This window comes from Sphingobacterium sp. SGG-5, from assembly GCF_011043525.1.
In the GTDB taxonomy this organism is placed as follows: domain Bacteria; phylum Bacteroidota; class Bacteroidia; order Sphingobacteriales; family Sphingobacteriaceae; genus Sphingobacterium.
Window position 1 is genome coordinate 57,890 of the sequence record NZ_JAAKGO010000008.1, and the last position, 25,858, is coordinate 83,747.

General features: G+C 42.0%; 24 protein-coding genes and 5 tRNA genes. 21 read left to right on the forward strand and 8 right to left on the reverse strand.

The annotated features are described in order from the left end of the window. Positions 1–660 carry an epoxyqueuosine reductase QueH gene (locus tag G5B30_RS13275; RefSeq protein WP_165320483.1) on the reverse strand — a complete coding sequence of 220 codons (660 nt, stop codon included), beginning with the start codon at positions 658–660 and terminating at the stop codon, positions 1–3. A gap of 97 nt (positions 661–757) precedes the next feature. Here G5B30_RS13275 and G5B30_RS13280 point away from each other — a divergent pair, with 97 nt between their 5' ends. After that, complete coding sequence (locus tag G5B30_RS13280; RefSeq protein WP_165320484.1) at positions 758–1,864, forward strand: hypothetical protein; 1,107 nt, start codon at positions 758–760, stop codon at positions 1,862–1,864. A gap of 5 nt (positions 1,865–1,869) precedes the next feature. Here G5B30_RS13280 and G5B30_RS13285 read toward each other — a convergent pair whose 3' ends face one another. Continuing rightward, positions 1,870–2,736 (reverse strand): transglutaminase-like domain-containing protein, encoded by an 867-nt coding sequence (locus tag G5B30_RS13285; RefSeq protein WP_240903214.1) that lies wholly within the window; start codon positions 2,734–2,736, stop codon positions 1,870–1,872. Positions 2,737–2,826: 90 nt separating this feature from the next. Between G5B30_RS13285 and G5B30_RS17295 the strand changes: the two genes are divergently transcribed. Beyond that, positions 2,827–3,255 carry a hypothetical protein gene (locus G5B30_RS17295; RefSeq protein WP_206367125.1) on the forward strand — a complete coding sequence of 143 codons (429 nt, stop codon included), beginning with the start codon at positions 2,827–2,829 and terminating at the stop codon, positions 3,253–3,255. Between the two features lie 12 nt (positions 3,256–3,267). On the opposite strand, the gene G5B30_RS13295 is transcribed toward G5B30_RS17295, so the two are convergent. Then, on the reverse strand, positions 3,268–4,272 hold the full coding sequence (locus G5B30_RS13295) for a BamA/TamA family outer membrane protein (RefSeq protein ID WP_240903215.1): 1,005 nt from the start codon (positions 4,270–4,272) through the stop codon (positions 3,268–3,270). Between the two features lie 654 nt (positions 4,273–4,926). Here G5B30_RS13295 and G5B30_RS13300 point away from each other — a divergent pair. The 14 genes from G5B30_RS13300 to G5B30_RS13365 all read left to right on the forward strand — a co-directional run bounded on the left by G5B30_RS13300 (position 4,927) and on the right by G5B30_RS13365 (position 14,615). Further along, a tRNA-Thr gene (locus G5B30_RS13300) sits at positions 4,927–4,999 on the forward strand. A gap of 21 nt (positions 5,000–5,020) precedes the next feature. Further along, positions 5,021–5,101 (forward strand) — tRNA-Tyr (locus tag G5B30_RS13305). Positions 5,102–5,120: 19 nt separating this feature from the next. Beyond that, positions 5,121–5,193 (forward strand) — tRNA-Gly (locus tag G5B30_RS13310). Between the two features lie 86 nt (positions 5,194–5,279). Then, positions 5,280–5,351 (forward strand) — tRNA-Thr (locus tag G5B30_RS13315). A gap of 72 nt (positions 5,352–5,423) precedes the next feature. Then, positions 5,424–6,611, forward strand: coding sequence for an elongation factor Tu (tuf, locus tag G5B30_RS13320; protein ID WP_165320486.1), 1,188 nt, complete (start codon positions 5,424–5,426; stop codon positions 6,609–6,611). Between the two features lie 152 nt (positions 6,612–6,763). Continuing rightward, positions 6,764–6,835 (forward strand) — tRNA-Trp (locus G5B30_RS13325). 22 nt (positions 6,836–6,857) lie between these two features. After that, entirely contained in the window at positions 6,858–7,052 is a 195-nt protein-coding gene (gene secE / locus G5B30_RS13330) for a preprotein translocase subunit SecE (protein WP_165320487.1), read from the forward strand. Positions 7,053–7,070: 18 nt separating this feature from the next. Next, positions 7,071–7,616 (forward strand): transcription termination/antitermination protein NusG, encoded by a 546-nt coding sequence (gene nusG / locus G5B30_RS13335; RefSeq protein WP_165320488.1) that lies wholly within the window; start codon positions 7,071–7,073, stop codon positions 7,614–7,616. Positions 7,617–7,712: 96 nt separating this feature from the next. After that, a complete protein-coding gene (gene serS, locus G5B30_RS13340; RefSeq protein ID WP_165320489.1) occupies positions 7,713–8,999 on the forward strand; it encodes a serine--tRNA ligase in 1,287 nt (428 codons plus the stop codon). A gap of 18 nt (positions 9,000–9,017) precedes the next feature. After that, positions 9,018–10,706 carry a tetratricopeptide repeat protein gene (locus tag G5B30_RS13345; protein ID WP_165320490.1) on the forward strand — a complete coding sequence of 563 codons (1,689 nt, stop codon included), beginning with the start codon at positions 9,018–9,020 and terminating at the stop codon, positions 10,704–10,706. Further along, on the forward strand, positions 10,696–11,460 hold the full coding sequence (locus G5B30_RS13350; protein ID WP_165320491.1) for a DUF4292 domain-containing protein: 765 nt from the start codon (positions 10,696–10,698) through the stop codon (positions 11,458–11,460). Before G5B30_RS13345 ends, G5B30_RS13350 begins: the two co-directional genes overlap by 11 nt. Before the next feature lie 97 nt (positions 11,461–11,557). After that, positions 11,558–12,823 carry a murein hydrolase activator EnvC family protein gene (locus tag G5B30_RS13355; RefSeq protein ID WP_165320492.1) on the forward strand — a complete coding sequence of 422 codons (1,266 nt, stop codon included), beginning with the start codon at positions 11,558–11,560 and terminating at the stop codon, positions 12,821–12,823. 69 nt (positions 12,824–12,892) lie between these two features. Continuing rightward, positions 12,893–13,093: a twin-arginine translocase TatA/TatE family subunit gene (locus G5B30_RS13360; RefSeq protein WP_165320493.1), complete on the forward strand. Its 201-nt coding sequence runs from the start codon at positions 12,893–12,895 to the stop codon at positions 13,091–13,093. A 106-nt stretch (positions 13,094–13,199) separates the two neighbouring features. Beyond that, on the forward strand, positions 13,200–14,615 hold the full coding sequence (locus G5B30_RS13365; protein ID WP_165320494.1) for a lytic transglycosylase domain-containing protein: 1,416 nt from the start codon (positions 13,200–13,202) through the stop codon (positions 14,613–14,615). A 35-nt stretch (positions 14,616–14,650) separates the two neighbouring features. Here the strand turns inward: G5B30_RS13365 and G5B30_RS13370 are convergent, their stop codons facing one another. Together G5B30_RS13370 and G5B30_RS13375 are read right to left on the reverse strand one after the other, a co-directional pair. After that, entirely contained in the window at positions 14,651–15,166 is a 516-nt protein-coding gene (locus tag G5B30_RS13370) for a phosphoribosyltransferase family protein (protein WP_165320495.1), read from the reverse strand. A gap of 19 nt (positions 15,167–15,185) precedes the next feature. Then, positions 15,186–15,767 (reverse strand): C40 family peptidase, encoded by a 582-nt coding sequence (locus G5B30_RS13375; RefSeq protein WP_165320496.1) that lies wholly within the window; start codon positions 15,765–15,767, stop codon positions 15,186–15,188. Positions 15,768–16,162: 395 nt separating this feature from the next. Here G5B30_RS13375 and thrA point away from each other — a divergent pair, with 395 nt between their 5' ends. Genes thrA through thrC form a run of 3 tightly spaced genes read left to right on the forward strand, consistent with a single transcriptional unit; the run spans position 16,163 to position 20,996 of the window. Next, the gene (thrA, locus tag G5B30_RS13380) at positions 16,163–18,610 is read left to right on the forward strand and encodes a bifunctional aspartate kinase/homoserine dehydrogenase I (protein WP_165320497.1); all 2,448 of its coding nucleotides are present in this window, start codon (positions 16,163–16,165) and stop codon (positions 18,608–18,610) included. A 58-nt stretch (positions 18,611–18,668) separates the two neighbouring features. Then, positions 18,669–19,646, forward strand: a complete 978-nt coding sequence (locus tag G5B30_RS13385; protein WP_165320498.1) for a homoserine kinase — start codon at positions 18,669–18,671, stop codon at positions 19,644–19,646. Positions 19,647–19,688: 42 nt separating this feature from the next. Then, on the forward strand, positions 19,689–20,996 hold the full coding sequence (gene thrC / locus G5B30_RS13390; RefSeq protein ID WP_165320499.1) for a threonine synthase: 1,308 nt from the start codon (positions 19,689–19,691) through the stop codon (positions 20,994–20,996). A gap of 97 nt (positions 20,997–21,093) precedes the next feature. Here the strand turns inward: thrC and G5B30_RS13395 are convergent, their stop codons facing one another. Together G5B30_RS13395 and G5B30_RS13400 are read right to left on the reverse strand one after the other, a co-directional pair. Then, the gene (locus G5B30_RS13395; protein ID WP_165320500.1) at positions 21,094–22,620 is read right to left on the reverse strand and encodes a TonB family protein; all 1,527 of its coding nucleotides are present in this window, start codon (positions 22,618–22,620) and stop codon (positions 21,094–21,096) included. Positions 22,621–23,172: 552 nt separating this feature from the next. Beyond that, positions 23,173–24,057 (reverse strand): EamA family transporter, encoded by an 885-nt coding sequence (locus G5B30_RS13400; RefSeq protein WP_165320501.1) that lies wholly within the window; start codon positions 24,055–24,057, stop codon positions 23,173–23,175. Positions 24,058–24,077: 20 nt separating this feature from the next. On the opposite strand from G5B30_RS13400, the gene G5B30_RS13405 reads away from it, so the two are divergent. Then, positions 24,078–24,674 carry a C40 family peptidase gene (locus G5B30_RS13405; protein ID WP_240903216.1) on the forward strand — a complete coding sequence of 199 codons (597 nt, stop codon included), beginning with the start codon at positions 24,078–24,080 and terminating at the stop codon, positions 24,672–24,674. A gap of 134 nt (positions 24,675–24,808) precedes the next feature. Continuing rightward, entirely contained in the window at positions 24,809–25,225 is a 417-nt protein-coding gene (locus tag G5B30_RS13410) for a hypothetical protein (protein WP_165320502.1), read from the forward strand. A gap of 9 nt (positions 25,226–25,234) precedes the next feature. On the opposite strand, the gene G5B30_RS13415 is transcribed toward G5B30_RS13410, so the two are convergent. Next, a complete protein-coding gene (locus G5B30_RS13415; protein WP_165320503.1) occupies positions 25,235–25,852 on the reverse strand; it encodes a bifunctional nuclease family protein in 618 nt (205 codons plus the stop codon). Positions 25,853–25,858: the final 6 nt, after the last annotated feature.

Below are 25,858 nucleotides of genomic sequence, written 5' to 3' on the forward strand. Positions count from 1 at the left end.
TTACTCCTCGTCTCCGTAGTATTTTGTGCCTAATTCAATTTTCTCTCGCCCATTGGCCATACGCCACTTGTTCGTGTCCCGCAGGGAATAAGCGCATCCACAATATTCTTGCATGTAGAATTTTTCACGTTTGCTGATCTCTAACATACGAGCTGATCCTCCTTTTTTGCGCCAGTTGAATGTCCAATAGGCTAAGTTGGGATAACGGGAGGCTGCCCGCAGCCCACAATCGTTGATCTGCTCCATGTTTTTCCATCGAGAAATACCCAGCGAGCTGGAGATCACATCGAAACCGTGTTTAGCGGCATATTCGGCAGTTTTTTCAAACCGCATATCAAAACACATGGTGCAACGTATACCTCGCTCAGGTTCGTGTTCCATGCCTTTTGCCAGTTCGAACCAATGGTCTACATCGTAGTCTGCATCGATAAAAGGTATGTTGTGCTTTTCAGCAAAGCGGATGTTTTCTTCTTTGCGGATGTCGTACTCGTTGCGTGGATGGATATTCGGGTTATAAAAATAGATGGTAAAGTCGATATCCGAGGCAATCAAAGCTTCCATGACTTCACCCGAACAAGGGGCGCAACAGGAGTGCAACAATAGTTTTTGTCCGTTGTCCGGTAATATAAGCGTTTCTCGTATCAATGTTTTCTGTTCCATTCTCTTTTGTAGGAATATGCAATTTTACAGAAATCGACGGATAATAAAAAGTTAAATATTTTTATCTAAGTTTGTAACATATAATAATTGTCAGTGCATGAAAGTGACGAAGTGTCTTCTATATATATGTCCTCTATTGCTATTAGGGGCAATGATGTGGGGTTGTGAAAGGGATGATGATGAGCCTCGTAAGGCCAAAAAGCCAATCTCACGTCTTTATATATCGACTTCAGAATATACGCCAAATTCTGCGGATGCACAGATCAGAAACGTCTTTGTCATAGATCCCGCGGACTCTAGTCTTTTTAGTACAGAAGGAGGGCTTTCCTATAGATCGGGAGCATTAGGCGGGAATGTTATTCATTTCAGCCCCTTTGCAAGAAGCATCTTCCAGAGCAGTATAAATACACCTTCTTATCTGGATACCACCATTCAGGTGATGTCTGTCAACGATAAGGGGCAGCTCGCCTCCTCGGGTACTATAGGTAACCGCAAGTTTAAAAATATTACGGGTCTGTGGTACAATAGTTTTGACGATCAGCTTTTTGCAGCCGACTTAAACTTGGGAGGTGAGAAAGATACTATGAGTATATTCGTCATAGACCGACCAAAGACACGTCGGGGCTTTGTCCGTCCGGCTTATCAAGTCATATTGAATGACCGTATCTGGGGAATGCAGTTGGATTCGATGGATATGTTGTTGAGCAAAACGGGTGTAGATGGTGGAATATTGGTGTTTAAGAATTTTGTAAATGTCGTGAATGCGAAAGCGGATACATTGGTAAAGGACATCGGACCAACTTATACGTTGACGGTTCCGGGTACATCGAATATTCGTGGTTTTTCCTATGCGAACATATCGGACGTTTTGGTAGCGAGCGATTATACGGGCAACGGCGTCGATGGGAGAGTTTTGATTTTCGAAAATTTTTCCAAAAATACGAGTAGTACTACCCTTACACCTACGCGTGTAATATCTGGTGCTTCCACCAAGTTGCAGCAGCCCTTGGATGTAGCTATTGATTCGCGTGAAGGAGGTAAGTATATCTATGTTGCCGATGCTGGAGCAAAGAAAATATTGCGGTTTCATCTGACAGATAATGGGGATGTCGCACCTGATGCGGAACTAAGTGTGGGCAGCGGGTCGGCATCTTATACTCCACAATCGATCTTTCTGGATTCAAGGGGGCCTTCTGAATATTAGATTAGCTATTCGTCGTCTAAGAGATTTAATAATATAGCGATTTCCTCTCTTTTTTCTAAATTGCCTAAATTGTCATAAGCCGTCATTAAATTGCGAATGATACGCTTGAGGATGGCAACATTGGAGCATGGCAAGATAAATTCCTCCCGGGGTGGTAGATTGAGTTGTTTCAAAAAAGAATAGATATCATCGTGTTTCATGATCTGCCCTCTATTGAAGACATTGATGTAAAATAGGGGAGTCTGAAGCTCTTCGTCAATGTAGGCAGCGATAAAATGTTTAGGTAAATTAATACCCAGAACGGGAATATCCAATTTTTGTGCAACAATACTGTATATACAGGCTAACGACAGCGGATTACCTTTTTTAGTTTCTAATACTTTATGGATAAACGAGTTCTGCGGGTCGTGATAATTGGCCGTATTGCCAGATAAGCCGAATTCTTTGAAAAGGATATTGTTCAGCAACTTGACTTTTTCCATCGGATTCATGTCATACATCAGGTGAAGCCAGATATTCCGGCGCAGCTCGGCGAGTTGCAGGTGTACAATGTCTTCATCAAGATTGGGGTATTGGTATCGATTGATGATAAGCATGCCCGCTAATAAATCGTTGCTGTTTTGTAACATCCATAACTGGAGGTCGTTTTTGATCTGATCGAATTGTATGCGATGAATAATGTTTTCGATGCGAGTCTGGGAGAGTGGGTCAAAGGATGATTCCCATGTTTCCTCCAATATCGGAATCACTTCTGGGCCACATGTAATCAAATGCTGTTCTACGTGGTCGAAAATTTCAGTGTCTGGGTCGTCCAACAACGATATCAGTGCTCTTAATTCATTTTCCTGCATACGAATACCCTCTTTCTCCATTCTAAAATACGAAATTTTACTGTACAAAAAAAATATTATGTTTGCGTCGTGAATAAGCTCTTGTCTGTTTTTTATTGTTTTCGACATTTTTTGATAGCACATAGCCGACACGGTACACACTCTCCCTTTGTATATGCGTTGGCCGAGAACGTGATCTATAGTTCATCAGAAAAAGGAGAAAGAAAGATCCGAAAAAAAGATCGGCTGATAGGTAAGATAGCTGATTATTTTGGTGTGGTGTATACGTCATCTCCCCAAAATACGGGTAATGCCAAGGCTTTATATGTGCAGGATTTTACTGTTTCTGTAGCGGGTATAGCAACCCTGCAAAAGCAGTTTCGTTACATTGTGCTTACTGATATTTACAGGAACAAAAGTGATAGAAAACGCTGGCGTACTATTTGTCAAGATGAGCGCTTCATCGTTACCATAGATCTATTCTTCTTTGGCTTGCTGTTTTACCGTCCTAAACAACCTAAACAAAACTTCCGATTACGGTATCCTTTTTGGAGACGTTGAAGCAAACCTGTCTTAAAAAGCCTCACTCAGACTGAGGTAAAAGCCTGACTGTCGTTTTTCGCTCGGTCTTTTTTCGCCGATAGCATAATCCAAGCGAACAGTACTTTGGTGTTCGAGACTGAAAAAATAGCGAATACCCAACCCATAACTTGGTAATGTACGGAAAGGATATTGATCTGAAAATGTGCTGCCCAAGCCTCCGAATGCTACAGCACCGACACGGGCTAATGTACGGAAGCGGATCTCCGATTGTATAGTTGCATAATTTCTGTCACGGTATCGCCCGAGGTAGTAACCGCGCATGGCACTGTCACCGCCAAGTTCTCTATATATATAATAAGGTATATGTTTGCCAAAAGAGCCTTTGTATAAAGCTTGGATTGCAAAGGTCAGTTTTGGTAATGGAGAGATGAAGTATCTGCTGTCCATTTCGAGGAGACCTCCTGAGAAATGGTCTTTCTTCCAAAAGTCAGGGGCATACGCATATTTCAACCGCAAAAATGAACCTTTGGTCGTATAGGTTGTGACATTGCGATTGTCGAATAGGAGGGATGTGCCGAGAGCCAAATAATGGCCTCCTTCTTTTCCTAATACCGCGGGATCTTCGAATATGCCTCCCTTTTCGATATCTTCCAGATTAAAGTGGTCAAAGTGAGCATTTATCCCAGCATATAGATGGGGAGATATCTTTCTTTCTACATCGACCTTTGCTCGCACTAATTTCTGACCGATGTAATCTTTGTCTAGAGTATGTGTCTTATTCCCTAAACCATAAAAATAAAGGGGCCAGTCCCGGTATCGGATTTCGGCCATAATATGATAGTCATTGTCGTTCGTCCAGATATCCGTGTTTAGCTTTATATTCTTTTGCTTGTTGGAAGTCAACGTTGCCATGAATGTCATATTCGAGGTTCGGCTTGCTACATTTTGCGGGTCCATATAGAAATCGTAAGTTGACGCCAGTCCAAATTCTACGCCTGTTTCTTGGGCATATCCCAATGCGGGCAGTATCATCATACTCCCTCCACGAGAACTATCGCTTGTAGCCGATAGATATTTTTGAACTATTTTCTGGATAAATCCGTTTTTTTTCTGCGCATGAGCTGATATAGTGCATGAAATAAATAAAATAAGAATAAACGCCCGATGCATAGATTTAGATAGGATATTTCATTTCAAACATAGATAAAAAGCTCGGTATTCACGCACTCCAATGTTAAAAGAGTTCATGCCTGCTGTTAAAATAGGTGAAAAGACATGGAGAGAAGAAGGTAAGAAACAGGAGAAATGGACCTGAGATAAAACTATTTGCTTGCATATCAATATAATGTATGTGAGCGGGTAAAAAAAAGTGAAAAATATTTTTGTAAAGTCCTTCAAGTCTATATCTTTGCAACATCAAAATTCAGGGTGCTTTGATGACAGGGGTTTTGAGTTCGTTCTTTTACAGGATAAAAGCAAAAAAAGTTTTTCAGGTTCGCTTGCAAAATTCAAATTAAATCGTGATTTTTGCACTCTCTATAGAGATGAAGTGTTCTTGAAAAAATTAAAGAAAATATAAGCCTCCTTAGCTCAGCTGGTAGAGTCCCGATACTCGGGATAATCAGCAGGTCACGTTCAGAATAGTTGAAAGTGGCAGGTTTAGGATAGTTGAAATATTAAAAGGTAATAGCCTCCTTAGCTCAGCTGGTAGAGCAACTGACTTGTAATCAGTAGGTCGCTGGTTCGATCCCGGCAGGGGGCTCACAACGTAAGTTGACGGTTTGGAGGGGTTCCAGAGCGGTCAAATGGGACGGACTGTAAATCCGTTGCTTCGGCTTCGAAGGTTCGAATCCTTCTCCCTCCACAGTAATCCAACTATGTTAGCGGAAGTAGCTCAATTGGTAGAGCGATAGCCTTCCAAGCTATAGGTTGCGGGTTCGAGACCCGTCTTCCGCTCTTTAATTGTCAAGATTATAATAGGTCTCTCTCTTTCAAGATATCGTGAAGGTGAGGGCAATAATCTGTAGTAAGCTTTTATAAAAGCCGAAGTAGCTCAGGGGTAGAGCACTTCCTTGGTAAGGAAGAGGTCGTGGGTTCAAATCCCATCTTTGGCTCGATAAAATAAGTTTATTATTTTTGTAAAATTTTAACAAAGAAATATTTAATAATTACTAATTCGCATAAACATGGCAAAAGAGAAATTTGACCGTAGTAAACCACACTTAAACATTGGTACGATCGGTCACGTTGACCACGGTAAGACAACTACAACAGCTGCTATTACTAAAGTATTGGCTGATAAAGGGTTTTCGGAAGCTCGTTCATTTGATTCAATTGACTCTGCTCCTGAAGAAAAAGAACGTGGTATTACAATTAACACTTCGCACGTAGAATACCAAACTGCTAACCGTCACTATGCGCACGTTGACTGTCCAGGTCACGCTGACTATGTGAAAAACATGGTTACGGGTGCTGCACAGATGGACGGTGCTATCATCGTAGTCGCTGCGACTGATGGTCCTATGCCTCAAACTCGTGAGCACATTTTGTTGGCTCGTCAGGTAGGTGTTCCTGCGTTAGTAGTTTTTATGAACAAAACTGACTTGGTTGATGACCCAGAGTTGTTAGACCTTGTTGAAATGGAAGTTCGTGAATTACTATCTTTCTATGAATTCCCTGGTGATGATATTCCTGTAATCAGAGGTTCTGCTCTTGGTGCATTGAACGGTGAGACAGAATGGGTAGACAAGATTATGGAATTGATGGAAGCTGTGGATAACTATATTCCAATTCCTCCTCGTTTGACTGAATTACCTTTCTTGATGCCTATCGAGGACGTATTCTCGATCACTGGTCGTGGTACTGTGGCTACAGGTCGTATCGAAAGAGGTGTTATCAACTCTGGAGATCCTGTTGAGATCTTAGGTATGGGTGCTGAGGATTTGAAATCTACTGTAACAGGTGTTGAGATGTTCCGTAAAATTTTGGATTACGGAGAAGCTGGTGATAACGTAGGTTTATTGTTACGTGGTATTGAGAAAACTGATATCCGTCGTGGTATGGTTATTTGTAAGCCAGGTTCTGTAACACCTCACACAGACTTCAAAGCTGAAGTATACGTGTTGTCAAAAGCAGAAGGTGGTCGTCACACGCCATTCTTCAACAAATACCGTCCACAATTCTACTTCCGTACGACAGACGTAACTGGTGAAATTACGTTGGCAGAAGGAACTGAAATGGTAATGCCTGGTGATAACGTAACGATCACTGTAAAATTGATCAACGCTATTGCGATGGAAAAAGGTCTACGTTTCGCTATCCGTGAAGGTGGTCGTACCGTAGGTGCTGGTCAGGTGACTGAAATTTTAGCGTAATCTGTTTAGATTATTTTAAGATAAAAACAAGCTAACTGGCGATGCTGGTTAGCTTGTTTTTTTATCTTAATTCCACGTCGCAAAGCGCTAAAAAAAGATAAATATTATTTGTTGTAATAGGTCGTAAACGCTATATTTGCAGCAATAAAATTAGGGGCATAGTATAATGGTTAGTATAGCGGTCTCCAAAACCGTTGGTCTGGGTTCGAATCCTGGTGCCCCTGCTCATACTTAAGTAGACTAAAAATGGCTAAAGTACTTAAATTTATAAAAGATTCGTATAGTGAAGTTACACATAAAGTAACTTGGCCTACGTGGTCTCAACTTCAAAATCACGCAGTAGTCGTACTTGTGGCTTCTTTGATTATCGCATTATTGATTTTTGTTATGGACAAGGCGTCAAGTAATGTGTTAGAATGGATTTACAGTACGGCTTCTTAATTATATCCTTATATTATTATGGCTGATCAAAGTTTGAAATGGTACGTAGTTCGTGCCGTGAGTGGTAAAGAGAAGAAAGTAAAGCAATATATAGAGGCAGAAGTTAGTCATTTGGGTATCCAGCATCTGGTGCCTCAGGTGTTGATTCCTATGGAAAAATACTACCAGATGCGTGATGGAAAAAAGGTCGCCAAAGAACGGAACTATTATCCAGGCTATGTATTGATAGAAGCCGCATTAGACGGAGAGATTGAGCATGTTATCAAGAACTTGAACAGCGTGATAGGTTTCCTCGGAGATAAATCGGGTGTTGCTATTCCTTTGCGTCAAGCTGAAGTGAACCGGATTTTAGGTAAGGTCGATGAGATGGCGGAGCAGGGTGAAAGCTTTAATATGAGCTATCTTGTTGGTGAATCTGTGAAAGTGATTGATGGTCCTTTTAACGGATTTACAGGTGAAATCGAAGAGGTACATGAAGATAAAAAGAAGCTGACGGTCATGGTCAAAGTGTTTGGCCGGAAAACGCCGTTGGAGCTTAATTATATGCAGGTAGAAAAAGAATAATATATCTTACCATAAAAGATACTCGAAAGCCTTCTCGTAAATATATGAGAGGGCTTTTTTTTATTACCTTTGCTGTATTAATGATAATCAATATTTATGTTGCAGTTAAATTATATCCGTGAGCACCGAGATGTCGTCGTCGAACGATTAGGCGTAAAAAATTTTAAAGATCTCCGTCTGGTTGATGATATTATTACGTTGGACGAAAAACGGCGTAAAATTCAGGCTGAATCCGACGCAATAGCTGCGGAAGCTAATTCTTCAGCAAAGAAGATAGGTGATTTCATGCGTCAGGGTAGGAAAGAAGAAGCTGAGCTAGTGAAAGTACAGTCGGTAGGATATAAAGAACAAATCAAGGACTTGCAAGCCGAATTGGAGGAGACAGAACGTTCACTTCATGAGAAATTAATCCAGCTGCCCAATCTTCCACATCATTCGGTGCCAAGAGGGGAAACGCCAGAGGATAATGAAGTTGTTTTTTCGTATGGTACACTCCCTTCATTGGCAGAAGAGGCTCTTCCACATTGGGAATTAGCTGCAAAGTACGATATTATCGATTTTGAATTGGGTACAAAAATTACGGGCGCAGGATTTCCTGTATATAAAGGAAAAGGAGCTCGTATTCAGCGGGGGCTGATTAATTTCTTTTTGGATGAAGCGGCGAATGCAGGTTTCCAAGAAGTGCAGGTTCCGGTTGTGGTGAACGAAGCTTCAGCTTACGCTACCGGGCAGTTGCCGGATAAAGAAGGACAGATGTATCATGTAACAAATGACGATCTTTATCTGATACCTACTGCTGAGGTGCCCGTGACTAATATTTATCGGGATACAATTGTTAACGAAGCAGATTTTCCGATCCGCCACTGTGGATATACGCCATGCTTTCGTCGTGAAGCCGGGTCGTACGGTGCCCATGTACGAGGGTTGAATAGACTGCATCAATTCGATAAGGTCGAAATTGTACAAATTGTCCATCCGGATAATTCATATGAGATGCTCGAAGAAATGAACAAATATGTTCAATCCTTGTTACAAAAATTAGAGCTGCCGTATCGCGTATTACGATTGTGCGGTGGAGATATGAGTTTTACGTCAGCACTAACGTACGATATGGAGACATATAGTGCTGCTCAGAAGCGTTGGCTAGAGGTCTCCTCTGTCTCCAATTTTGAAGCATATCAGGCTAATCGTCTTAAAGTGCGCTTCAGGAATGCGGAGGGAAAAATGCAATTGGCTCATACATTAAACGGATCGGCATTAGCGTTACCTCGTATTGTGGCAACGCTGTTGGAAAATAATCAGACGGATGTCGGAATTAAAATACCAGCCGTATTGGTGCCATATGTCGGATTTGAATATATCGATGATAAGGAGTTAATTTAATTACGCAAAATTTGTTATATGCAGAAAAAAGTAGTCTGGGTCATTGTCATCTTTATCATGAGCGTTCTTACGGTACGGGCGCAGGAACAGGAGAAACCTTACAAAAAAGCGTTAGAAGCCGTAGAAAGTAAGTTAAAGATAGGTGATTTTAGGGGTGCCGTAGCGGATCTGGATCAAATATCCCTGCAGTATCCGGATGCAGCAGATGTCTATTATGCGAAGGGACTGCTTTTAGGGCAGATGGGTGATTACCAAGGCGCAATTTCAAGTGCTGAAATGGCCTATAGCAAAGATGGTAGCTTGCAGAATTTAAACTTTTTAATGGATTTGTACCGAGCCAGTCAGCGTTGGGATGATATGGTGAAGATGTTACAAGCCTATCGAAGCAAACACCCCATGCAGACATTTATCAGTCGCGAGCTGATGATGACGCTGGCGGGGCTTAAGAAATTTGACGATGCCTTAACCGTATATGAGGAAGAAGTCAGGGAAGGCAGGCGTTCGGATACATTGGATGTGGCCAAAGCTGAAGTTTTAATCCATCAAGAGAAGCTTCCTGCTGTTTTGACGTTGCTCAAGCCTTTGGAAGGACAATCGTCGTTACGTCAGGTTTATAGTATTTTAGGGTATGTCTATCTCCATCAGGGAAAGTCAAAACAGGCTGTAGACGTATTGGAGAAAGGACTTAAGATAACGAATGATCCTGTTCTGTACCTGGATCTCGCGGATGCTTATAGAAAGGAAAAGAAAATCAAGTTAGCCTTTGATGCATTAAAATCTGCGTTTGATTCAGATCATGTCAACTTTGGCGATAAACATCGGATTATGCTGACCATGATGGACGCCGGTTTTAAAGATTTTTCGTTAGATCAGATACAAAATCTCGCCAACATCTTGGTGCTGCGGCATCCTCGTATTGCGGAGAGCCATGTCATCAAAGGAAACATCTTATGGAGAAGAGGCAATATGCAAGAGGCCAGGTCCTTGTTTTTGACTGCCGTAGGTATTAGCCCGACGCATGTAGATGCATGGCGGATGTTGATTAATGCTGATATTGTACTTCGTCAGGTAGATGAGGCTATTCGTCATGGTAACGAGGCACTAGCTGTTAATCCGGGTAATTCAATGTTACTCTATTTTACGGGCTTGACCTATTTGATGAAAGAAGACTACGAAAATAGTCGAAAAATGTTAGAAGCGGCCTTGGATCATAGCGGCGATGAGAATAAGTTTCTTCAGTCGACGATATATGGAGCGTTGGGTGATCTCTATCACCAATTGAAAATGGATGCGGCTTCGGACGTGGCATACGAAGAGGCGATTACGTTGGATAGTACGAATGTCGGTGTCTTGAATAATTATGCCTACTATCTGTCGCTTCGAAAAAAAGACTTAGATAAAGCAGCGACTTACTCCAAGTTGTCCAATGAGTTAGAGCCGAATTCTGCTACATTCCAAGACACGTATGCTTGGGTTTTATTTCAACAGGCCAAATATGCCGAAGCTTTAATATGGATCGAAAAGGCCATGAAAGAGCCTCAACCCTCTGCTGTATTATTGGAGCATTATGGGGATATTCTGAGTATGGTAGGTAGAAGTAAAGACGCTGTTAAACAATGGGAAAAGGCATTGGCCGCGAGCAAAGAGAAAGAGGGTGATCAAAAGAGAATCAAACTCAAAATCAAAGAAAAAAGATATGTGGAATAGGGGAATAATTATCCTGTTTGTCCTGCTGTTTGTGACAGCTTGTGGCACAAAACGAAAAACGATACCCTCGGGAGAAGATAAAAATATGTCTGTTGGGCACGTCGGTACGATGGAGATTAATAATCTTGATTTTCTTTCTTTTTCGGGGAGAGCTAAGGCACAGGTTGAATTTGACCGCCAACAACAGGATGTGACATTAAATTTCCGTATAAATAGGAATAAGGCGATATGGATATCTGTGACGGCCTTGTTAGGAATAGAGGTAGCGCGTGTGCTTATCACACCTGATAGCGTAAAAATACTAAACAAGTTGCGGGGAGAATACATCAATAAACCTTTTGACTATATCCATCGCTATACCAGTGCCGGCGTTACCTTTCAGATATTGCAAGACCTCTTAATGGCAAATGTGTCGACGTCTTTGTTGCAGACGGATCAGTTGACAACGGCGACAAGCGGGGAGGAGTTGCAACTGGTGGGGGTGAAAGATCAATTATCTTTTCAATATAGCTTGAACCCAAACCGACGTCCTAAAGTTTTTCGGTTATTGCCTATAGGAACTGACCAAAGTGTAGAATCATATTATGGCAAATATGCGGATATCGGCGGATATGAATTTCCGCAAAATCAAAATATACAACTTCAGGCCGGAAATATTAAAGTAAATGCTATTTTGGAGTATACGAGTGTTCGGTTTAATGATGTATTAGAATTGCCTTTCTCTGTTCCCGCCCGTTATAAGGTAATAGAATAAAAAGGTGTTAAAAAAATCTAATTTATTAGGCAACTCGTGTAGATATGTTTAATTTTGAGCGATTGGTATAAGGCCGATTAATGAAGGAAAGCAATTCATGGATTTGAAAAAAATAGTAATCAGCTTACTTTTTATAGTTGGTGTTGGACAGTATAGCTTTGGCCAGAGCAGTGCCCAGCTAAAAAAGAAACTGGAACAAATTAATGCCGATATCGCGATATTAAATAAAGAGTTAGCTGCAAAAACAAAAGAAAAACTACTTTCCCAAAGAGAAGTTACTGCATTAAGTCGACAGCTTAATCTTCGTGAGGATAAAATTACGCTCATTAATCGTGAGCTCGGCAATCTTAGTAATCAAATCAGTAAAAATACGAAGGCTGTCAATTCCCTCAAGGCGGAGTTAGAGAAAATGCGAAAGGATTACGAAAAGATGATCATGTTTGCTTTTCGTAACAAGAACGCTTATAATAAAATGATGTTTGTTTTTGCATCAAAAGATTTTAACCAGGCTTTTAAACGCATAAAATATCTTCAACAGTTCAGTGATGCCCGAAAGATTAAGGCAGCGGAGATCGAGGGCACAAAGAAAGAAATAGAATTAAAGATCGCGCAGCTGGAGCGCGATAAGCAAACACAGACTGAACTTTTGCGGGAGCAGCAGAAAGAACGTGATATTATTGCGAAGGATCGGAGTGCGCATGCGAAAGAGCTGAAACAGATTGTACGGGAGGAGCAATCCGTCAAGGGACAATTGTCAAAGAAACAGCAAGAGAAAAAGCGTGTGGATGCACAGATTAAGGCCGCCATTGCCCGGGAGATTGCTGAAGAGCGCAGAAAAGCCGAAGAAGCCCGGCGTAAAGCTGCCGAAGCCGAAGCTAAACGTACGGGAAAATCGGTAGCAGAGGTTGAAAAGACTATGCCCAAGAAAACGGACAATGAAATTCTCCGTTCGACACCAGAAGCTGCTCGTTTGTCGGCAGATTTTAAATCGAACAGGGGTAGATTGCCATGGCCCGTTTCGCAGGGTAATATTGTGAGAGGGTATGGTAGACGTGTCGTTGAAGGCGTACCGATTAACGAGCCGGACATTGCCATACGAACGGCGACGAATGCGCCGGTTAAGGTAATCTTTGATGGGGAAGTTGTCCAAGCATTACCTGGTGTTGTCGTTGTGAAACACGGCGAATACTTTAGTTTTTATTCGAATCTTGGTAGTGTGTCGGTACATAGGGGACAACGCGTGTCCAGAGGTCAGCAGATAGGTACAGCGGGAGAAGATGCCGATTTGGGCTACTCCTTTGTTAACTTTGGACTTTCCCAAGGCCAGAATGATTTTGACCCATCTCCTTGGATAGCAAGATAATTACAATGTATTAAAATATTTATATATATATTTGTAAAAAGCGAATTGTTAAAGATTTATTTTTAAAATATGTTATCATCATTATTATTTATTGGAACAAATGAGATCATTATCATTGTCGTATTGGCTCTTTTGTTATTCGGAGGAAAGAAAATTCCCGAATTAATGCGTGGATTAGGAAGAGGTGTGAAAGAGTTTAAAGAAGGACAGAAGGAAGAAACCCCAGAAACCAAATCTACTTCGTCTAATGAGAATACAAGTAATCCGTAGATGATTGTTCTATATCTATAAGGGAAGTTTCGTTATGAAAATATAAAAACGAAACTTTTTTTATGGGTTCAATTATAGCCGTGCGAAGCTCATCAAACGACCATATATGAGATTAAACAACTGTTTGTTTATACTATTCGGATTGTTTAGTACTGTTGGGTATGCCCAAGACATAGCTATTGACAGTCATAAAGAAGAGCTCCAAAGCTCTATGATAAGCTATATTGAGACTTTAAATGACAGATTAGCTGCCGAATTGGATTCGATCCGCGAATATGTAGATCCTTCGATAGCAAACGACGACGAAGATGTCCAGATCTTCAAAAGGTTAAAAAGTATCATAAAGACCATTCCCTTGGCATATAACTCTCAGGTTCGGGAATATATCGATAAATATACCTCGTCAAACTATCGCCCTTATATGCGTAGCTTATTAAGTCTAAGCCGCCATTATTTTGCTATATATGAACAGGTGTTTGAAGGAGCAGGTATACCTGAAGAGGTAAAATACCTTTCCTTAGTCGAATCTTCTTTGAATCCTCATTTGGTATCTCGATCGGGCGCTGTCGGACCATGGCAATTTATGTATGCAACGGCCAGGATGTATGACCTGGATATGAATAGCTATGTAGATGAGCGTAAAGATGTCTATGCTTCTTCATACGCTGTTACACGCTATCTGACTGAAGCTTATGATCAATTTAATGATTGGCTATTGGCGATAGCGTCGTATAATTGCGGGAGAGGATGTGTACAACGGGCTATACAACGATCCGGACTATCAAGTCCGTCATTTTGGGAGCTGTCACCTTATCTTCCTCAGGAGACCAGAAATTATGTACCGAAGTATATTGCGATGACATATGTCATGGAGATGGCTGATTTTTATGCGATATATCCTGTGGAAACAGATCTCGATTTAGAACATGAAGTGTTGATGGTGGATAGAGTGGTAGATCTAAATCATATTGCTCAGGCTATTGATATCCCTATAGAAAGATTAAAAAAGTACAATCCGGCTTATAAGCATACGATAGTTAATGGCACTGCTGAAAAACCGAAGCGGTTATTATTGCCTTTGACAGATCATGTTAACGACAGTCTGTTGTATGTGGCATTACATAACGGCAACTCCGCTGAGGTCGATGTTATAGCAAGAGAGACGACAAAGCAATATCGTGTAAGCCGTCACGAGACCATCTATGATGTCGCGAAGAAGTTCGGCGTATCGGTTCAGAATCTAAGAGCCTGGAATGGACTGACTGCAAAAAGTACGGTATCAGGAAAGACCTTGCTCGTTGATCAGCCTATCAGTGAGAGGTTGGCTTCTAATATAAGTAAAGTTGCGTCCAATAATGGATCATCATCTCAAATCGCTTACTATACGGTGAGGCGAGGGGACTCATTAGATCGGATAGCCAAAAAATATAGAGGAGTATCGGTGTCCAAACTAAAAGCCGATAACAATCTGAAATCGAACCTTATCAAGCCTGGTATGCGATTGAAAATTACTAAACAATAAATAAGGGAGAGATAACGCAAGAACTTCGTGCTTGTTTAACGTAGCCAGGCGGCATCTTCATTTTTGTCCAATTCTTCCAAACAGACCTCCACATGTTCTTTCAGAATAGTTGATAGCTTTACGCCGTAAAAGTCGCTAAATATAGGGAATAAATGGTGGCTTCGGTCTACTAATACAGCCGTACGCATCTTTTTTAGAGGAACATCCATAAATGCACCTAAAGCATAAGCTAATGTGCGTCCGCTGTTGAGCACATCGTCTATGACGATAACGGCCTTGTTTCGAGCGATCTCCACAGCTTGATCAGTCTCAGCTTCCAGATTACGTTTGTTTTTTTGAATAGAAACTTTGATAAGTTCGATCTCTTTGTCTTTCGCAAGTTCCTGAAGTATTTGTTGTAAACGCGTGGCAAATACATATCCTCTATCCGCTATGCCAACCAATACAATGCTTTTCTCTTCAAAATTGTCTTCTAAAATCTGGTACGCTATACGGCGAGATTTCTGACGGATTTGTTCCTTATTTAAGATAAGCGTTTTTTTAGTAGGCATATTATCAAATTTACGACATCTAGTCTACCTCACTATTCTCAAAAGAGCTTACATCCGCCGTCATAATTCGGTTATCTGAGGTCTTCGGGCGTCCACCTTTATAGTAATAACGCTTCCAATAAGCCTCATTGAGATTGCTTACCATGACACCCTTGCTCGAAGATGCGTGGGCGAATTTATCGTCACCGAGATATACACCTACATGTGTTATATGCCTACTTCTGATTTTGAAAAAGACCAAATCTCCCGGTTGTAGTTCATTTTTAACGATAGGTGTTACGTTGGCAAATTGGTTACGGCTATTGTATCCAATAGTTGTGTTAAAGACATTTTTATATAAGGCTAACGAAAACTTTGAGCAATCGATACCTTTTTTGGAACTACCGCCCAATCGATAGGGAGTGCCTAACCAGTCGTACACAAATTGATATAACTTGGTACTTGCTGTTGCATTTATAGCGACTCCCATGATTTGAGAGAAATACTCTTTAGCCAGATTTTCCTGGTCCGGTACGGACTTGCTATTGTGGGTTGATTGTGCTTGCGAGACTAGACAAAAGCCTATGAAAAGCATTGCTGCTACTAGTTTCTTTGTTTTCATTAAACCGCTTTGTGATGAACAATTTCTTTATTTAGGTGTTTATTTAAAACAAACACTGCACGAAGATAGTAGATAGGTTTTGTTTATCCAAATTTTCAATACCATCTTAACATTCTTTTGGGATATTTAACATATCTGTATAGACTGTACCAAATTATTTTTTTATTTTTTTTCGTTATATAAAACAAACTCTCTATATTTACGAAAATTTTAAAAAGACAGTGAATTACAATACAATTATTTCAACAATTATTATTACCACCGGTGATACAATTCGGAGGAAGTAAGCTGTTGTCATAAGTTATTGTACAGTGGATATATAAAACCTTCCTCCGAAATGAGGGAGGTTTTTTTGTTGAGCAACTATTTTAAAAGATATAAACTAATTGAACAGAATGAAAGTATTAAAGTTCGGAGGGACATCGGTAGGGACAATAGAAAGTATAAAAGCTGTACTTGATATCGTGAAGACGTCCTATGACAATCAGGAAAAGCCTTTGGTCGTGTTGTCGGCTATGTCGGGAGTGACCAATTTGCTAACGAAAATGGCTGAAGACGCTGCGGAACGTATTCCTTTTGATGCAGATTTGAAACAATTGGAAGAAAGACATTTTGAGGTTGTGAAAGCGCTGATCGCCGTCAAATATCAAAATCCGGTTTTTACGAAATTAAAACTGATGCTCAATGAACTTGACGATATCTTGCAAGGTATTGCAGCATTGAAAGAATTAAGTGCGCAGAGCAAAGACCTCGTGGTTTCATATGGAGAACGCTTCTCCAATTATATGGTCGCTAAAGTTATGGAACAATATGTCCCAGATACGGATTATATCGATGCTTCACATTATATAAAGACAGATTCTAATTTTGGAAATGCTCACGTGGATGAATTGCTGACGCAGCAGTTAATTCAGTCATTGGCGCAAACGCACGGGGACAAATTGTTGTTTGTGACAGGCTTTATCGGATCCAATGATAAGGGGCGGGTCACCACGCTTGGGCGAGGCGGTTCTGATTTTACAGCAGCTATTTTCGGTAGTGTATTAAATGCTTCTGTAATTGAGATATGGACGGATGTAAACGGTATACTTACAGCAGATCCCCGTATTGTAAGAAAGGCGTTTTCCTTGCCGATATTGTCCTATATAGAGGCTATGGAATTATCTTACTTTGGCGCAAAGGTTATTTACCCGCCGACAATGATTCCGGCCTTTCTCAAGAAGATACCCATCGCCGTACGAAATACTTTCGCACCCGAATTTCCGGGCACGGTAATTCAATTCGGATCGGATGGTTCTAAGTATCCGATCAAGGGCATATCCTCCATTTCGGATATTTCCGTTATCAATTTGACCGGCAGCGGTATGATCGGTAAATCGGGTTTTTCGGGTCGATTATTTACCTTGTTGGCCCGTGAGCAAATCAATGTGGTTCTGATTACCCAGTCGTCCTCAGAACATAGCATTACGTTTGCGGTACACCCCCGTGATGCAGAGAAAGCATTACGACTTATCGGGCTTGAATTTGAGCTGGAGCTGGAAGCGAACAAGCTTGTTATGCCGGAAATAGAAGAAAACCTGTCGGTATTGGCTATCGTGGGTGAGAACATGAAACGTACACCGGGTATTTCGGGAAAACTGTTTCATGCCTTAGGCCGTAATGGTATCAACGTACGTGCTATAGCCCAAGGGTCGTCAGAGTTTAATATTTCGGTTATTATCGGTAAAGATGATTTGGCCAAAGCATTGAATGCCGTGCATGATGCCTTCTTCGCGGAGCTGAAGAAAACACTTCACGTATTCAATCTCGGTACCGGAAATATCGGATCGACCTTATTTAGACAACTGCATGAACAGCACGATTTCCTATTGGAAAATAACGATATCGAAATTAAGGTTGTCGGTGTTTCGAACTCCAAAAAAATGTATTTCAACGGCGATGGCGTTGCACTGGATACATGGAGAGAAGAGTTGGAAGCAGAAGGTGAAGTGGCCGATCTGTCGGGTTTTGTGGAACGCATGAAAAGGATGAATCTACCGAACTGTGTGTTTATAGACAACACGGCAAGTAAATTGCCTGCGACCTATTATGAAGACATCTTCAAGGCCAATATTTCGATTGTCACCTGTAACAAAATCGCGAATTCGGGAGACTATGCACAATATCGGTTGTTGCGGGATACCGCCCGCCGGCATGGTGTAGATTTCTTCTACGAAACCAACGTAGGTGCCGGGCTGCCTATCGTTCGTGTCCTGAAAGATTTGATGATGAGTGGGGACAGACTGGTGAAGATCGAGGCCATCCTATCGGGAACAATATCCTATATCTTCAACAACTTTGTCGGCGATGTGTCCTTCTACGATGTGGTAAAAGAGGCGCAGGAACTGGGTTATACAGAACCAGACCCACGAGATGATCTAGGTGGCATAGACTTTATGCGGAAGATGTTGATCCTGGCGAGAGACGCAGGGTTTGAATTGGAGTCCTCCGATGTGGAATTAGGTGCTATTTTACCACAATCCTGTTTGGATGCTACTTCAGTGGATGACTTCTATACGGAACTGCTAAAAGCCACCCCATACTTTAACAGCTTAAAAGAAAAAGCACAGACAGAAAATAAAGTTATACGTTATATCGGCAAGCTGGTAGACGGAAAAGTCACGATAAGTTTGGAGATGGTTGACGAGACACATCCGTTTTATGCATTATCCGGAAGCGACAATATTATTTCCTTTACCACGGAACGGTACAAGGAAAGACCTTTAGTCGTAAAAGGCCCCGGCGCCGGTGCAGAAGTTACTGCCGGTGGCGTATTTGCAGATCTTGTAAATGTGGGAGCGTAGAGGTATTGCGTATTGTGATATGCGTATTGCGATCTGATCACTGACAACTAATAAAGAAATGGTTCAAGATAAAATAAATAAAAAAATAGATTTCGATCAAGTGCTGGATGAGGTCCGTGTATTTGCTCCTGCTACAGTAGCGAACATGATCTGTGGTTTTGATATATTGGGCTTTGCAGTAGATAGCCCCGGCGATGAGGTGAAGATGTACCGTGTCGCGGAGCCAGGCGTCCGTATTCGTTCGATACAAGGAGATGAAGGGAGACTACCCCTTGACCCGGATAAAAATACCGTAAGTGCCTGCGTGGCGATGTTACTCCACGAACTTGGCGTAGCCAACGATATTGGTGTAGAGATTGAACTGATTAAGCATATGCCGATTGGAAGTGGTCTGGGTTCGAGCTCAGCAAGTACCGTTGCCGGTCTTTTTGCTATCAATACATTGTTAGGTAATCCTTTGACAAAAGAGGAGCTTATGCCCTTCTGTGTGGAAGGAGAACGCTTGGCTTGTGGACACGGGCATGCAGATAATGTTGCTCCTGCATTAATGGGCGGGATTACCTTGATCCGTGGCTCTGAGCCGTTAGACATCATTAAGTTGCCCGTTCCCGCCAATCTATTTGCGGGTATTGTATTCCCCCAAGTTGATGTGCCGACACGCGATGCCCGCCAGTTGATTAAAGAAAAGGTCTTGTTGAAAGATGCTGTCGTACAATGGGGCAATATCGCGGGACTGATAACAGGTCTTTTCAAGAGTGATTACGATCTCATCAGCCGCAGTATGCATGATGTGCTGATCGAGCCAACGCGTGCCATCCTTATTCCTGAATTCTATACCATGAAACAAATTGCGCTGGACAATGGTGCGTTAAGTTTTGGTATTTCCGGATCCGGGCCATCCGTCGTCGCGATTACCCAGGGAGAAGCCATTGCTCAGGAAATCGTAGACAAAATACAGGCACATCTGTCGGCAAATGGGATCGATAGTTTAAAATACGTTTCTTCTGTCAATGAAGAAGGACCAAAAGTGTTGTAAAGGCTTTGGCGATTAATTTTTGCGTTTTAATTTTGATTTTTAATGAAACTATACAGTACAAACAATAAAGACTTGAGGGTATCGTTCCAAGATGCCGTGTTTAATTCACTACCACAGGACAAAGGCTTATACATGCCCGAGTATATCCCACAGTTGGATCCCCTGTTTATCAAGAATATCCAGCAGTATTCTCTTCAGGAGATTGCCTTTATTGTAGCGAATGCGCTCATTGGCGATGATATTCCGGCGGACGATTTGAAGGCCATTATTGCCGATGCCATCAACTTCGATGCACCGGTCAAGTTTTTAAGTGCAGATACAGCCGTGTTGGAATTGTTTCACGGACCGTCTTATGCGTTTAAAGATTTTGGTGCACGGTTTATGAGCCGTGTGATGGGGTATTTCTCTAAGCAGGACGATAAGTTGCTGGATGTGTTGGTGGCTACTTCAGGCGATACAGGCGGAGCAGTTGCTCTAGGTTTCCTACGGGTGGCCGGTACGCGCGTTACGATTTTATACCCTAAGGGTAAGGTTTCCAAAGTACAGGAAGAGCAGTTGACCACGAATGGGCAAAATATCCGTGCATTGGAAGTGGATGGTACTTTTGATGATTGTCAGGCGCTGGTCAAGCAAGCTTTTAACGATCCGGAACTGAACAAAGAATTACGTTTGACTTCCGCGAACTCCATCAATATCGCCCGTTTGATACCACAAACCTTTTATTACTTCTGGGCTTATGCGCAATTGAAAGCACAAGGTGTTCAAGAAGTGGTGTTTACTGTACCGAGTGGCAATTTCGGCAATATCGGAGCGGGGCTGCTGGCCTATAAGATGGGCTTACCCGTGAAACATTTTGTGGCCGGTACCAATGTCAACGACACCGTCCCTCGTTTCTTGCAATCCGGTCAGTATGAACCTAAGCCTTCCGTACAGACGTTAGCTAATGCAATGGATGTCGGTAATCCAAGCAATTGGGTGCGGATACAGGATATGTTCCATAACAACTTGGATGAATTGAGATCGATCGTTTCGTCGTACACCTACAACGATGAAGAGACGGTAGCAGCGATGGGTGAATTGTACGACAAATTTGGCTACATCGCCTGTCCACATACAGCTATTGCATACTTAGCCGCACAGGCATACCGGCAGGATAACCCCGGAGAATATGCTTCGGTCTTTTTGTCGACAGCTCATCCCTGCAAATTCCCCCATGCGATTTCGGAAGAAGTCTTTGCGCAGATTGTGCTGCCTAAAGGTGCGGAGGATTTAGCCGGAAAACCCAAATTAGCCACGGATCTATCCGTAGATTGCGAGGCTTTCAAGGCGTATTTGTTGGCGAATAAATAACCCTTTTTAACTATTAAGGAGTTAGGTGGATAAAGGATTTTCTTTATGTTTCTTAGCTCCTTAATGATTTTTACTATGCCCTAATTAAGAAAGGATATTACTTTTGGAGCGTAGCATCCAGGCGAATAGGAAGGGTGTAAGCCACACGTACAGGACGTCCGCCTTGTAGGCCGGGATTCCATTTGTCGACTTGTTTTAAAAGGTTGACGGCTGCCTTCCCGGTGCTATAGCCAATATCCGTAAGTGCTTTGATGTCTGTCAGCTGACCATTTCTCTCTACGACAAATGAAACGGTAACCGTTCCTTTTACCTTTGCTTTGATAGCTTCTGCAGGATATTGGTAGTTGTCTGCTATCCATTTTCTGAATGCATCCATACCTTTTTTTGGCGAAGGATTTATTTCTACGGCTTCGAAGACAGGGGCTTTCCACTGCTCCCGATCTGCGATTACCTCCCATCTTTTGTCCGATATAGCGTTTATCCAATGAATGGAGCCTTCGGTCATCTTCACGCCTTTATAAATTGGAGGGTTGTTATGTAGAGATGATTGTACATCTGCTATCCTAATCTGCATTCTATCCCCTTCTGTCCTTTCGATATAAGCGATGACATTTGTCGAGTAATAAGTTGTGTATTCATTCTTTTCATTCTCCAAGGGTCTTGGGTTCTGTTCTATAAATTTTCCTCTTTGCTTGAAACGAATGCGGTCGCCGATCTGGGCTGCTTTGATTTTTGCGATTCTCTTTTTTTCAAATTCTAGATTTGATGCTCTTCTCTGTTCTTCTCGTTTAGCCCGTACGATCTCTTGTTGTTTCTTGTCGTAGGCTATCAGGGCTTCAGGACTAAGGAGAGCAACTGAATCTATGCCCAATCCTTTTCCATCTTTGATGAGTTTACCATTGACGAAGTACCCCTCTTGTTTCTTTCCATTTGCTGAGATCAATATGCCTCTGCCTGTGCGTTTACCCTCTAAAAAATCTCCCTCGTATTTGTTGCCATTTGCCCAGGTGTATATGCCTTTGCCTGTACGTTCGCCATCCACATAGTCTCCTTCGTATTTATTTCCACTTGGCCAAGTGTATACCCCCTTTCCTGTACGTTTGCCATTGACATAGTCCCCTTCATACTTGTGCCCGCTTGCCCATGTTTTTACACCTTTGCCCGAGCCTTTTCCGTCGACAAAATCCCCTTCGTATCTACTCCCATTTGCCCAAGTGTAAATACCCTTACCTGTGCCTTTGCCATTGACAAAATTTCCTTCGTATTTGTTCCCGTTTGCCCATGTGTGTACACCTTTTCCTGTGCGTTTGCCGTGGACAAAATCTCCTTCATACTTGTTTCCGCTTACCCAGATGAAAGTACCTTTTCCATGGCTGTCGTTGTCTTGCCAATGGCCCTGATAGGAGCCAATCTTATTGCCTTTAGCGAATAATTCTGCTTTTCCCTGTCCATTAGCCTTACCTCTTTTTACCTTGCCTTTGTACTGGACGGTGACGGTCGTGTCCGAAGGAGGGGTAAATTCCAGTTTCTTTTGTGCAAAAAGGGTGTGTACCATTGCAATGAACAAGAATGTAAAGGTCGCTTTTATCTGATATTTGTGCATGATAGTAGGTTTTCTTGCCATGGCTTTGTGTTAAATCTATACTAAGATAGTTAAAAAGTCTTTATGTGGCAAAATGGATGTCTTCACGTTGTTTGTCTTTTTTGCAGAGATAGAGATAAATAAGATAATCCTTCATAAAGCCAAAGATAAACGTGTGTTGGATTGCTTCTGTTAGACGGGAGGGTTTACAATGAGTGTGCTGTGCGAAGGTACGGTACATGTGACAGCAGTGGACAGTTCGGCATTGGTATTGGAAATATTGAAAAAAATGTAGCCTTAAATTTCTCAACCCGAAGATCATCCTATTCGCTGTTTGCTATAAGGTCCGATAAGATACTTTTGTCTTTTGGGACAAACCCCATGAGGAAAAACAGGACTGCCATGAGGTTACAGAGGGAAGACTTGTTTTTTTCGGATAAACCTTATGAAGAGTGCGGCTTTTCTTCTCTATTTAGACTAGGATCTTTATTCAGAGGTCGATCTGTTAATTGCATCCAATCGTGATTAAAGGAGATATCTCGAGTTTAACAAAAAGCTAAAAGAGGTGCTAAAATTGGATTAGTGAGGGGGATGTTAAGATCCTTTACCCTTACTATTTGTCCAAACGACGACAGCAAGGATACCGACAACACCGACCCACTGCAAGAGCGATACATTTTCGGAAAGGATGGTGTAAGACATCACCACAGCGACAGGCAATTCTACCGCACTGAGGATGCTTCCGAGAGAAATACCGATCTTCGGCATGCCATACGCAAAAAGTAGGGGTGGAAGTACGGTTCCAAATAGGGACAGCAATAGTCCGTAATATATAATGCGGCTGTTGGTTTCCAATAAGATGAGGCTGATCGGTTGTAATACCGTAAATACAAGTATACAGGCTCCGGTAATCATCAACGCGCTTTTTTGGATAGCCGGATAGTCGTTGCCGATTTTACCGTTGACAATGATAAAGATCGCATAAGCGATAGCGGCCAGCATACCATAAAGGATACCCAGCGGGTTTATCGTTTGTATGGTAGCCTCAAAGACACCGGTAGCCAATAACGTGGCGACCAATATGCCTATGATGCTCAAAAGCTGTTTTCTTGTAATCTTTTGTTTGAACACCACCAAGTCGATAAGGGCGCTGACCCAGATAAACTGCATCAATAAGACGATGGCAATGGATGCCGGAACTAACTCGACACATTTATAATACAGAATGCTGACTGCTCCGGTAGAGATGCCTGCGAGCAGTATTTTTACTTTGCTTGTTCGCTTCGTATGTGTTTTGGTCTTTTTTAAAGAGATAACACCGTAGAGTAACCACAAGATCATGGCCCCAAATAAAACCTGTACGCCGGTTACCTCAGCCAGGGTGAAATTTTCGGCGTAAGCCAGCTTAACGAATGTAGACAGTATACCAAAACTTGCTGCGCCTATAAATACGGCAATTGCACCACGAAGTCGTTCCATGTGGGCAAAGTAAATAACAAATGTGGAAAAAAGATAATTTTAATATGTATTTGAGCGGGCTACATTTGTGGCGGAGGTATGCTATGTTACTATGGAGTAGAATACAGACCGGATTAGCGATTCTTTCGGTCCTATTTTTTCTGGCTTCCTGTGGCGTGAAGAAGAAGACGGCGTCATATGAAAAGCCAAACACTAAATCGAGTTTAACGACGTACTATGCCGATCTGCTAGGCGTGAAGCCGAACGATTTGAATAAAGATCTGTATGCTTTTATCGATTCGTGGATGGGTAGCCCGCATCGCTTAGGGGGCATGAGCAGAGCGGGTATCGATTGTTCGGGCTTTGTAAATTTAGCTTTTCGGGAAATATATCACAAGAACTTACCCCGTACATCGCGGGATATGGCTGAGGTAGTGAAAAGGAAATACGATAATCAGCTTCGTGAGGGAGATCTGGTGTTTTTTTCTTTTGGCGGTAAGGGGGTCGATCATGTGGGGATTTATCTTCACAACGATCGGTTTGTCCATGTTTCCACCAAGCAAGGTGTCGTAATTTCTAATTTGAAAGATGCCTGGTATTACAAATATCTTAGTCGTTGTGGCACACCGGAAATTTAAGGATTTCTCTGAAATAAATGCTATTTTTGCGACAAAATATCTTAATTCACATGAGCGCCAAGTCAAAAAAAATATTCCTCGCAATTTGCATTATCCTTCCCTTTCTTATCTATTGTTATGTGTATTATGCATCGATGATTAAAAATGCACCCTTTCGTTTTGCAGACTTTGAATCCATAGAAATTACGTATGGAACACCCGATGAGATGGTAAATACTTATAACTCCAAGACCCGACTTTACCAGTATCTGACGAAAGACGATAAGCTGGTGCGGGATACCCTGAAGATGCGTGATGATGATTTGCTGTATCTACATCGAAAGGCGCAGGAACTGGGGTTTTGGAATGTGGACAACGATATGACGACACCACGAAAAGATGCGTCAGAAGGAAGAGATGTACCTCGCTTTATTTTGAAATATACCTACAAGGAGAAGTCTAAGGAGGTGACGCTTGACGCGGACTATCAGGGTCATCCGAAAATGAAAGAAGCTGCAAAGTCAACTATCGATGCGGTGATGACCATGTTGGCCGAAGTAAAAGCGAGATAATACAATTTATCAGGACGTCCGTCGCCCTATTTCATCACGGATTTTGGCGGCAGTTTCATATTGTTCGTTTTCAATAGCCTTTTTTAACGTACTTTCGAGCTGCTCGAGCGAAAGTGATGCATAAGGAGAAGCTGCTTTCGGGGCTTCAGCTTCCTCTTCTTTGGAAGGCTCGTTGCTTGCCGGTGTCGTTATATTCTCTAAAAAAGCAAAGTCGTTGCTTTCGATGACGATACCTGCCGATGACATGATAAAGTCATACGTATAAATAGGGCAGGAGAACCGTATAGCTAACGCTACTGCATCAGAGGTCCGCGCATCCAGCTCGATAGATTTGCCTTTATTCTTACACGTGATTTTCGCGAAAAATATACCGTCAACGAGATTGTAGATTAATACTTCTTCAATATGGATGTCGAATGAGGATGCAAATGCCTTGAATAGATCGTGTGTCAGTGGTCGGCTAGGTGTCATTTTTTCAATTTCGACAGCGATAGCCTGCGCTTCAAAGCCACCGATGATAATGGGTAACCTACGATTGCCGTTCACCTCGCCCAGAACCAATGCATATGCGCCCGACTGTGTTTGGCTATATGATAAACCCACGATATCTAATTGTATTTTTTTCATCCTATA

What these genes read in the sequence shown, in the direction of transcription:
- G5B30_RS13275 (WP_165320483.1), bottom strand. Translation starts at nt 660, where the DNA reads ATGGAACAGAAAACATTGATACGAGAAACGCTTATATTACCGGACAAC.
- tuf (WP_165320486.1), top strand. Translation starts at nt 5,424, where the DNA reads ATGGCAAAAGAGAAATTTGACCGTAGTAAACCACACTTAAACATTGGT.
- thrA (WP_165320497.1), top strand. Translation starts at nt 16,163, where the DNA reads ATGAAAGTATTAAAGTTCGGAGGGACATCGGTAGGGACAATAGAAAGT.
- G5B30_RS13415 (WP_165320503.1), bottom strand. Translation starts at nt 25,852, where the DNA reads ATGAAAAAAATACAATTAGATATCGTGGGTTTATCATATAGCCAAACA.
- G5B30_RS13400 (WP_165320501.1), bottom strand. Translation starts at nt 24,057, where the DNA reads ATGGAACGACTTCGTGGTGCAATTGCCGTATTTATAGGCGCAGCAAGT.
- G5B30_RS13355 (WP_165320492.1), top strand. Translation starts at nt 11,558, where the DNA reads ATGGATTTGAAAAAAATAGTAATCAGCTTACTTTTTATAGTTGGTGTT.
- nusG (WP_165320488.1), top strand. Translation starts at nt 7,071, where the DNA reads ATGGCTGATCAAAGTTTGAAATGGTACGTAGTTCGTGCCGTGAGTGGT.
- G5B30_RS13385 (WP_165320498.1), top strand. Translation starts at nt 18,669, where the DNA reads ATGGTTCAAGATAAAATAAATAAAAAAATAGATTTCGATCAAGTGCTG.
- G5B30_RS13375 (WP_165320496.1), bottom strand. Translation starts at nt 15,767, where the DNA reads ATGAAAACAAAGAAACTAGTAGCAGCAATGCTTTTCATAGGCTTTTGT.
- G5B30_RS13405 (WP_240903216.1), top strand. Translation starts at nt 24,078, where the DNA reads ATGTGGAAAAAAGATAATTTTAATATGTATTTGAGCGGGCTACATTTG.
- secE (WP_165320487.1), top strand. Translation starts at nt 6,858, where the DNA reads ATGGCTAAAGTACTTAAATTTATAAAAGATTCGTATAGTGAAGTTACA.
- G5B30_RS13285 (WP_240903214.1), bottom strand. Translation starts at nt 2,736, where the DNA reads ATGGAGAAAGAGGGTATTCGTATGCAGGAAAATGAATTAAGAGCACTG.
- G5B30_RS13370 (WP_165320495.1), bottom strand. Translation starts at nt 15,166, where the DNA reads ATGCCTACTAAAAAAACGCTTATCTTAAATAAGGAACAAATCCGTCAG.
- G5B30_RS13395 (WP_165320500.1), bottom strand. Translation starts at nt 22,620, where the DNA reads ATGGCAAGAAAACCTACTATCATGCACAAATATCAGATAAAAGCGACC.
- G5B30_RS13365 (WP_165320494.1), top strand. Translation starts at nt 13,200, where the DNA reads ATGAGATTAAACAACTGTTTGTTTATACTATTCGGATTGTTTAGTACT.
- G5B30_RS13360 (WP_165320493.1), top strand. Translation starts at nt 12,893, where the DNA reads ATGTTATCATCATTATTATTTATTGGAACAAATGAGATCATTATCATT.
- G5B30_RS13410 (WP_165320502.1), top strand. Translation starts at nt 24,809, where the DNA reads ATGATTAAAAATGCACCCTTTCGTTTTGCAGACTTTGAATCCATAGAA.
- G5B30_RS13345 (WP_165320490.1), top strand. Translation starts at nt 9,018, where the DNA reads ATGCAGAAAAAAGTAGTCTGGGTCATTGTCATCTTTATCATGAGCGTT.
- serS (WP_165320489.1), top strand. Translation starts at nt 7,713, where the DNA reads ATGTTGCAGTTAAATTATATCCGTGAGCACCGAGATGTCGTCGTCGAA.
- G5B30_RS13295 (WP_240903215.1), bottom strand. Translation starts at nt 4,272, where the DNA reads ATGATGATACTGCCCGCATTGGGATATGCCCAAGAAACAGGCGTAGAA.
- G5B30_RS13350 (WP_165320491.1), top strand. Translation starts at nt 10,696, where the DNA reads ATGTGGAATAGGGGAATAATTATCCTGTTTGTCCTGCTGTTTGTGACA.
- G5B30_RS13280 (WP_165320484.1), top strand. Translation starts at nt 758, where the DNA reads ATGAAAGTGACGAAGTGTCTTCTATATATATGTCCTCTATTGCTATTA.
- thrC (WP_165320499.1), top strand. Translation starts at nt 19,689, where the DNA reads ATGAAACTATACAGTACAAACAATAAAGACTTGAGGGTATCGTTCCAA.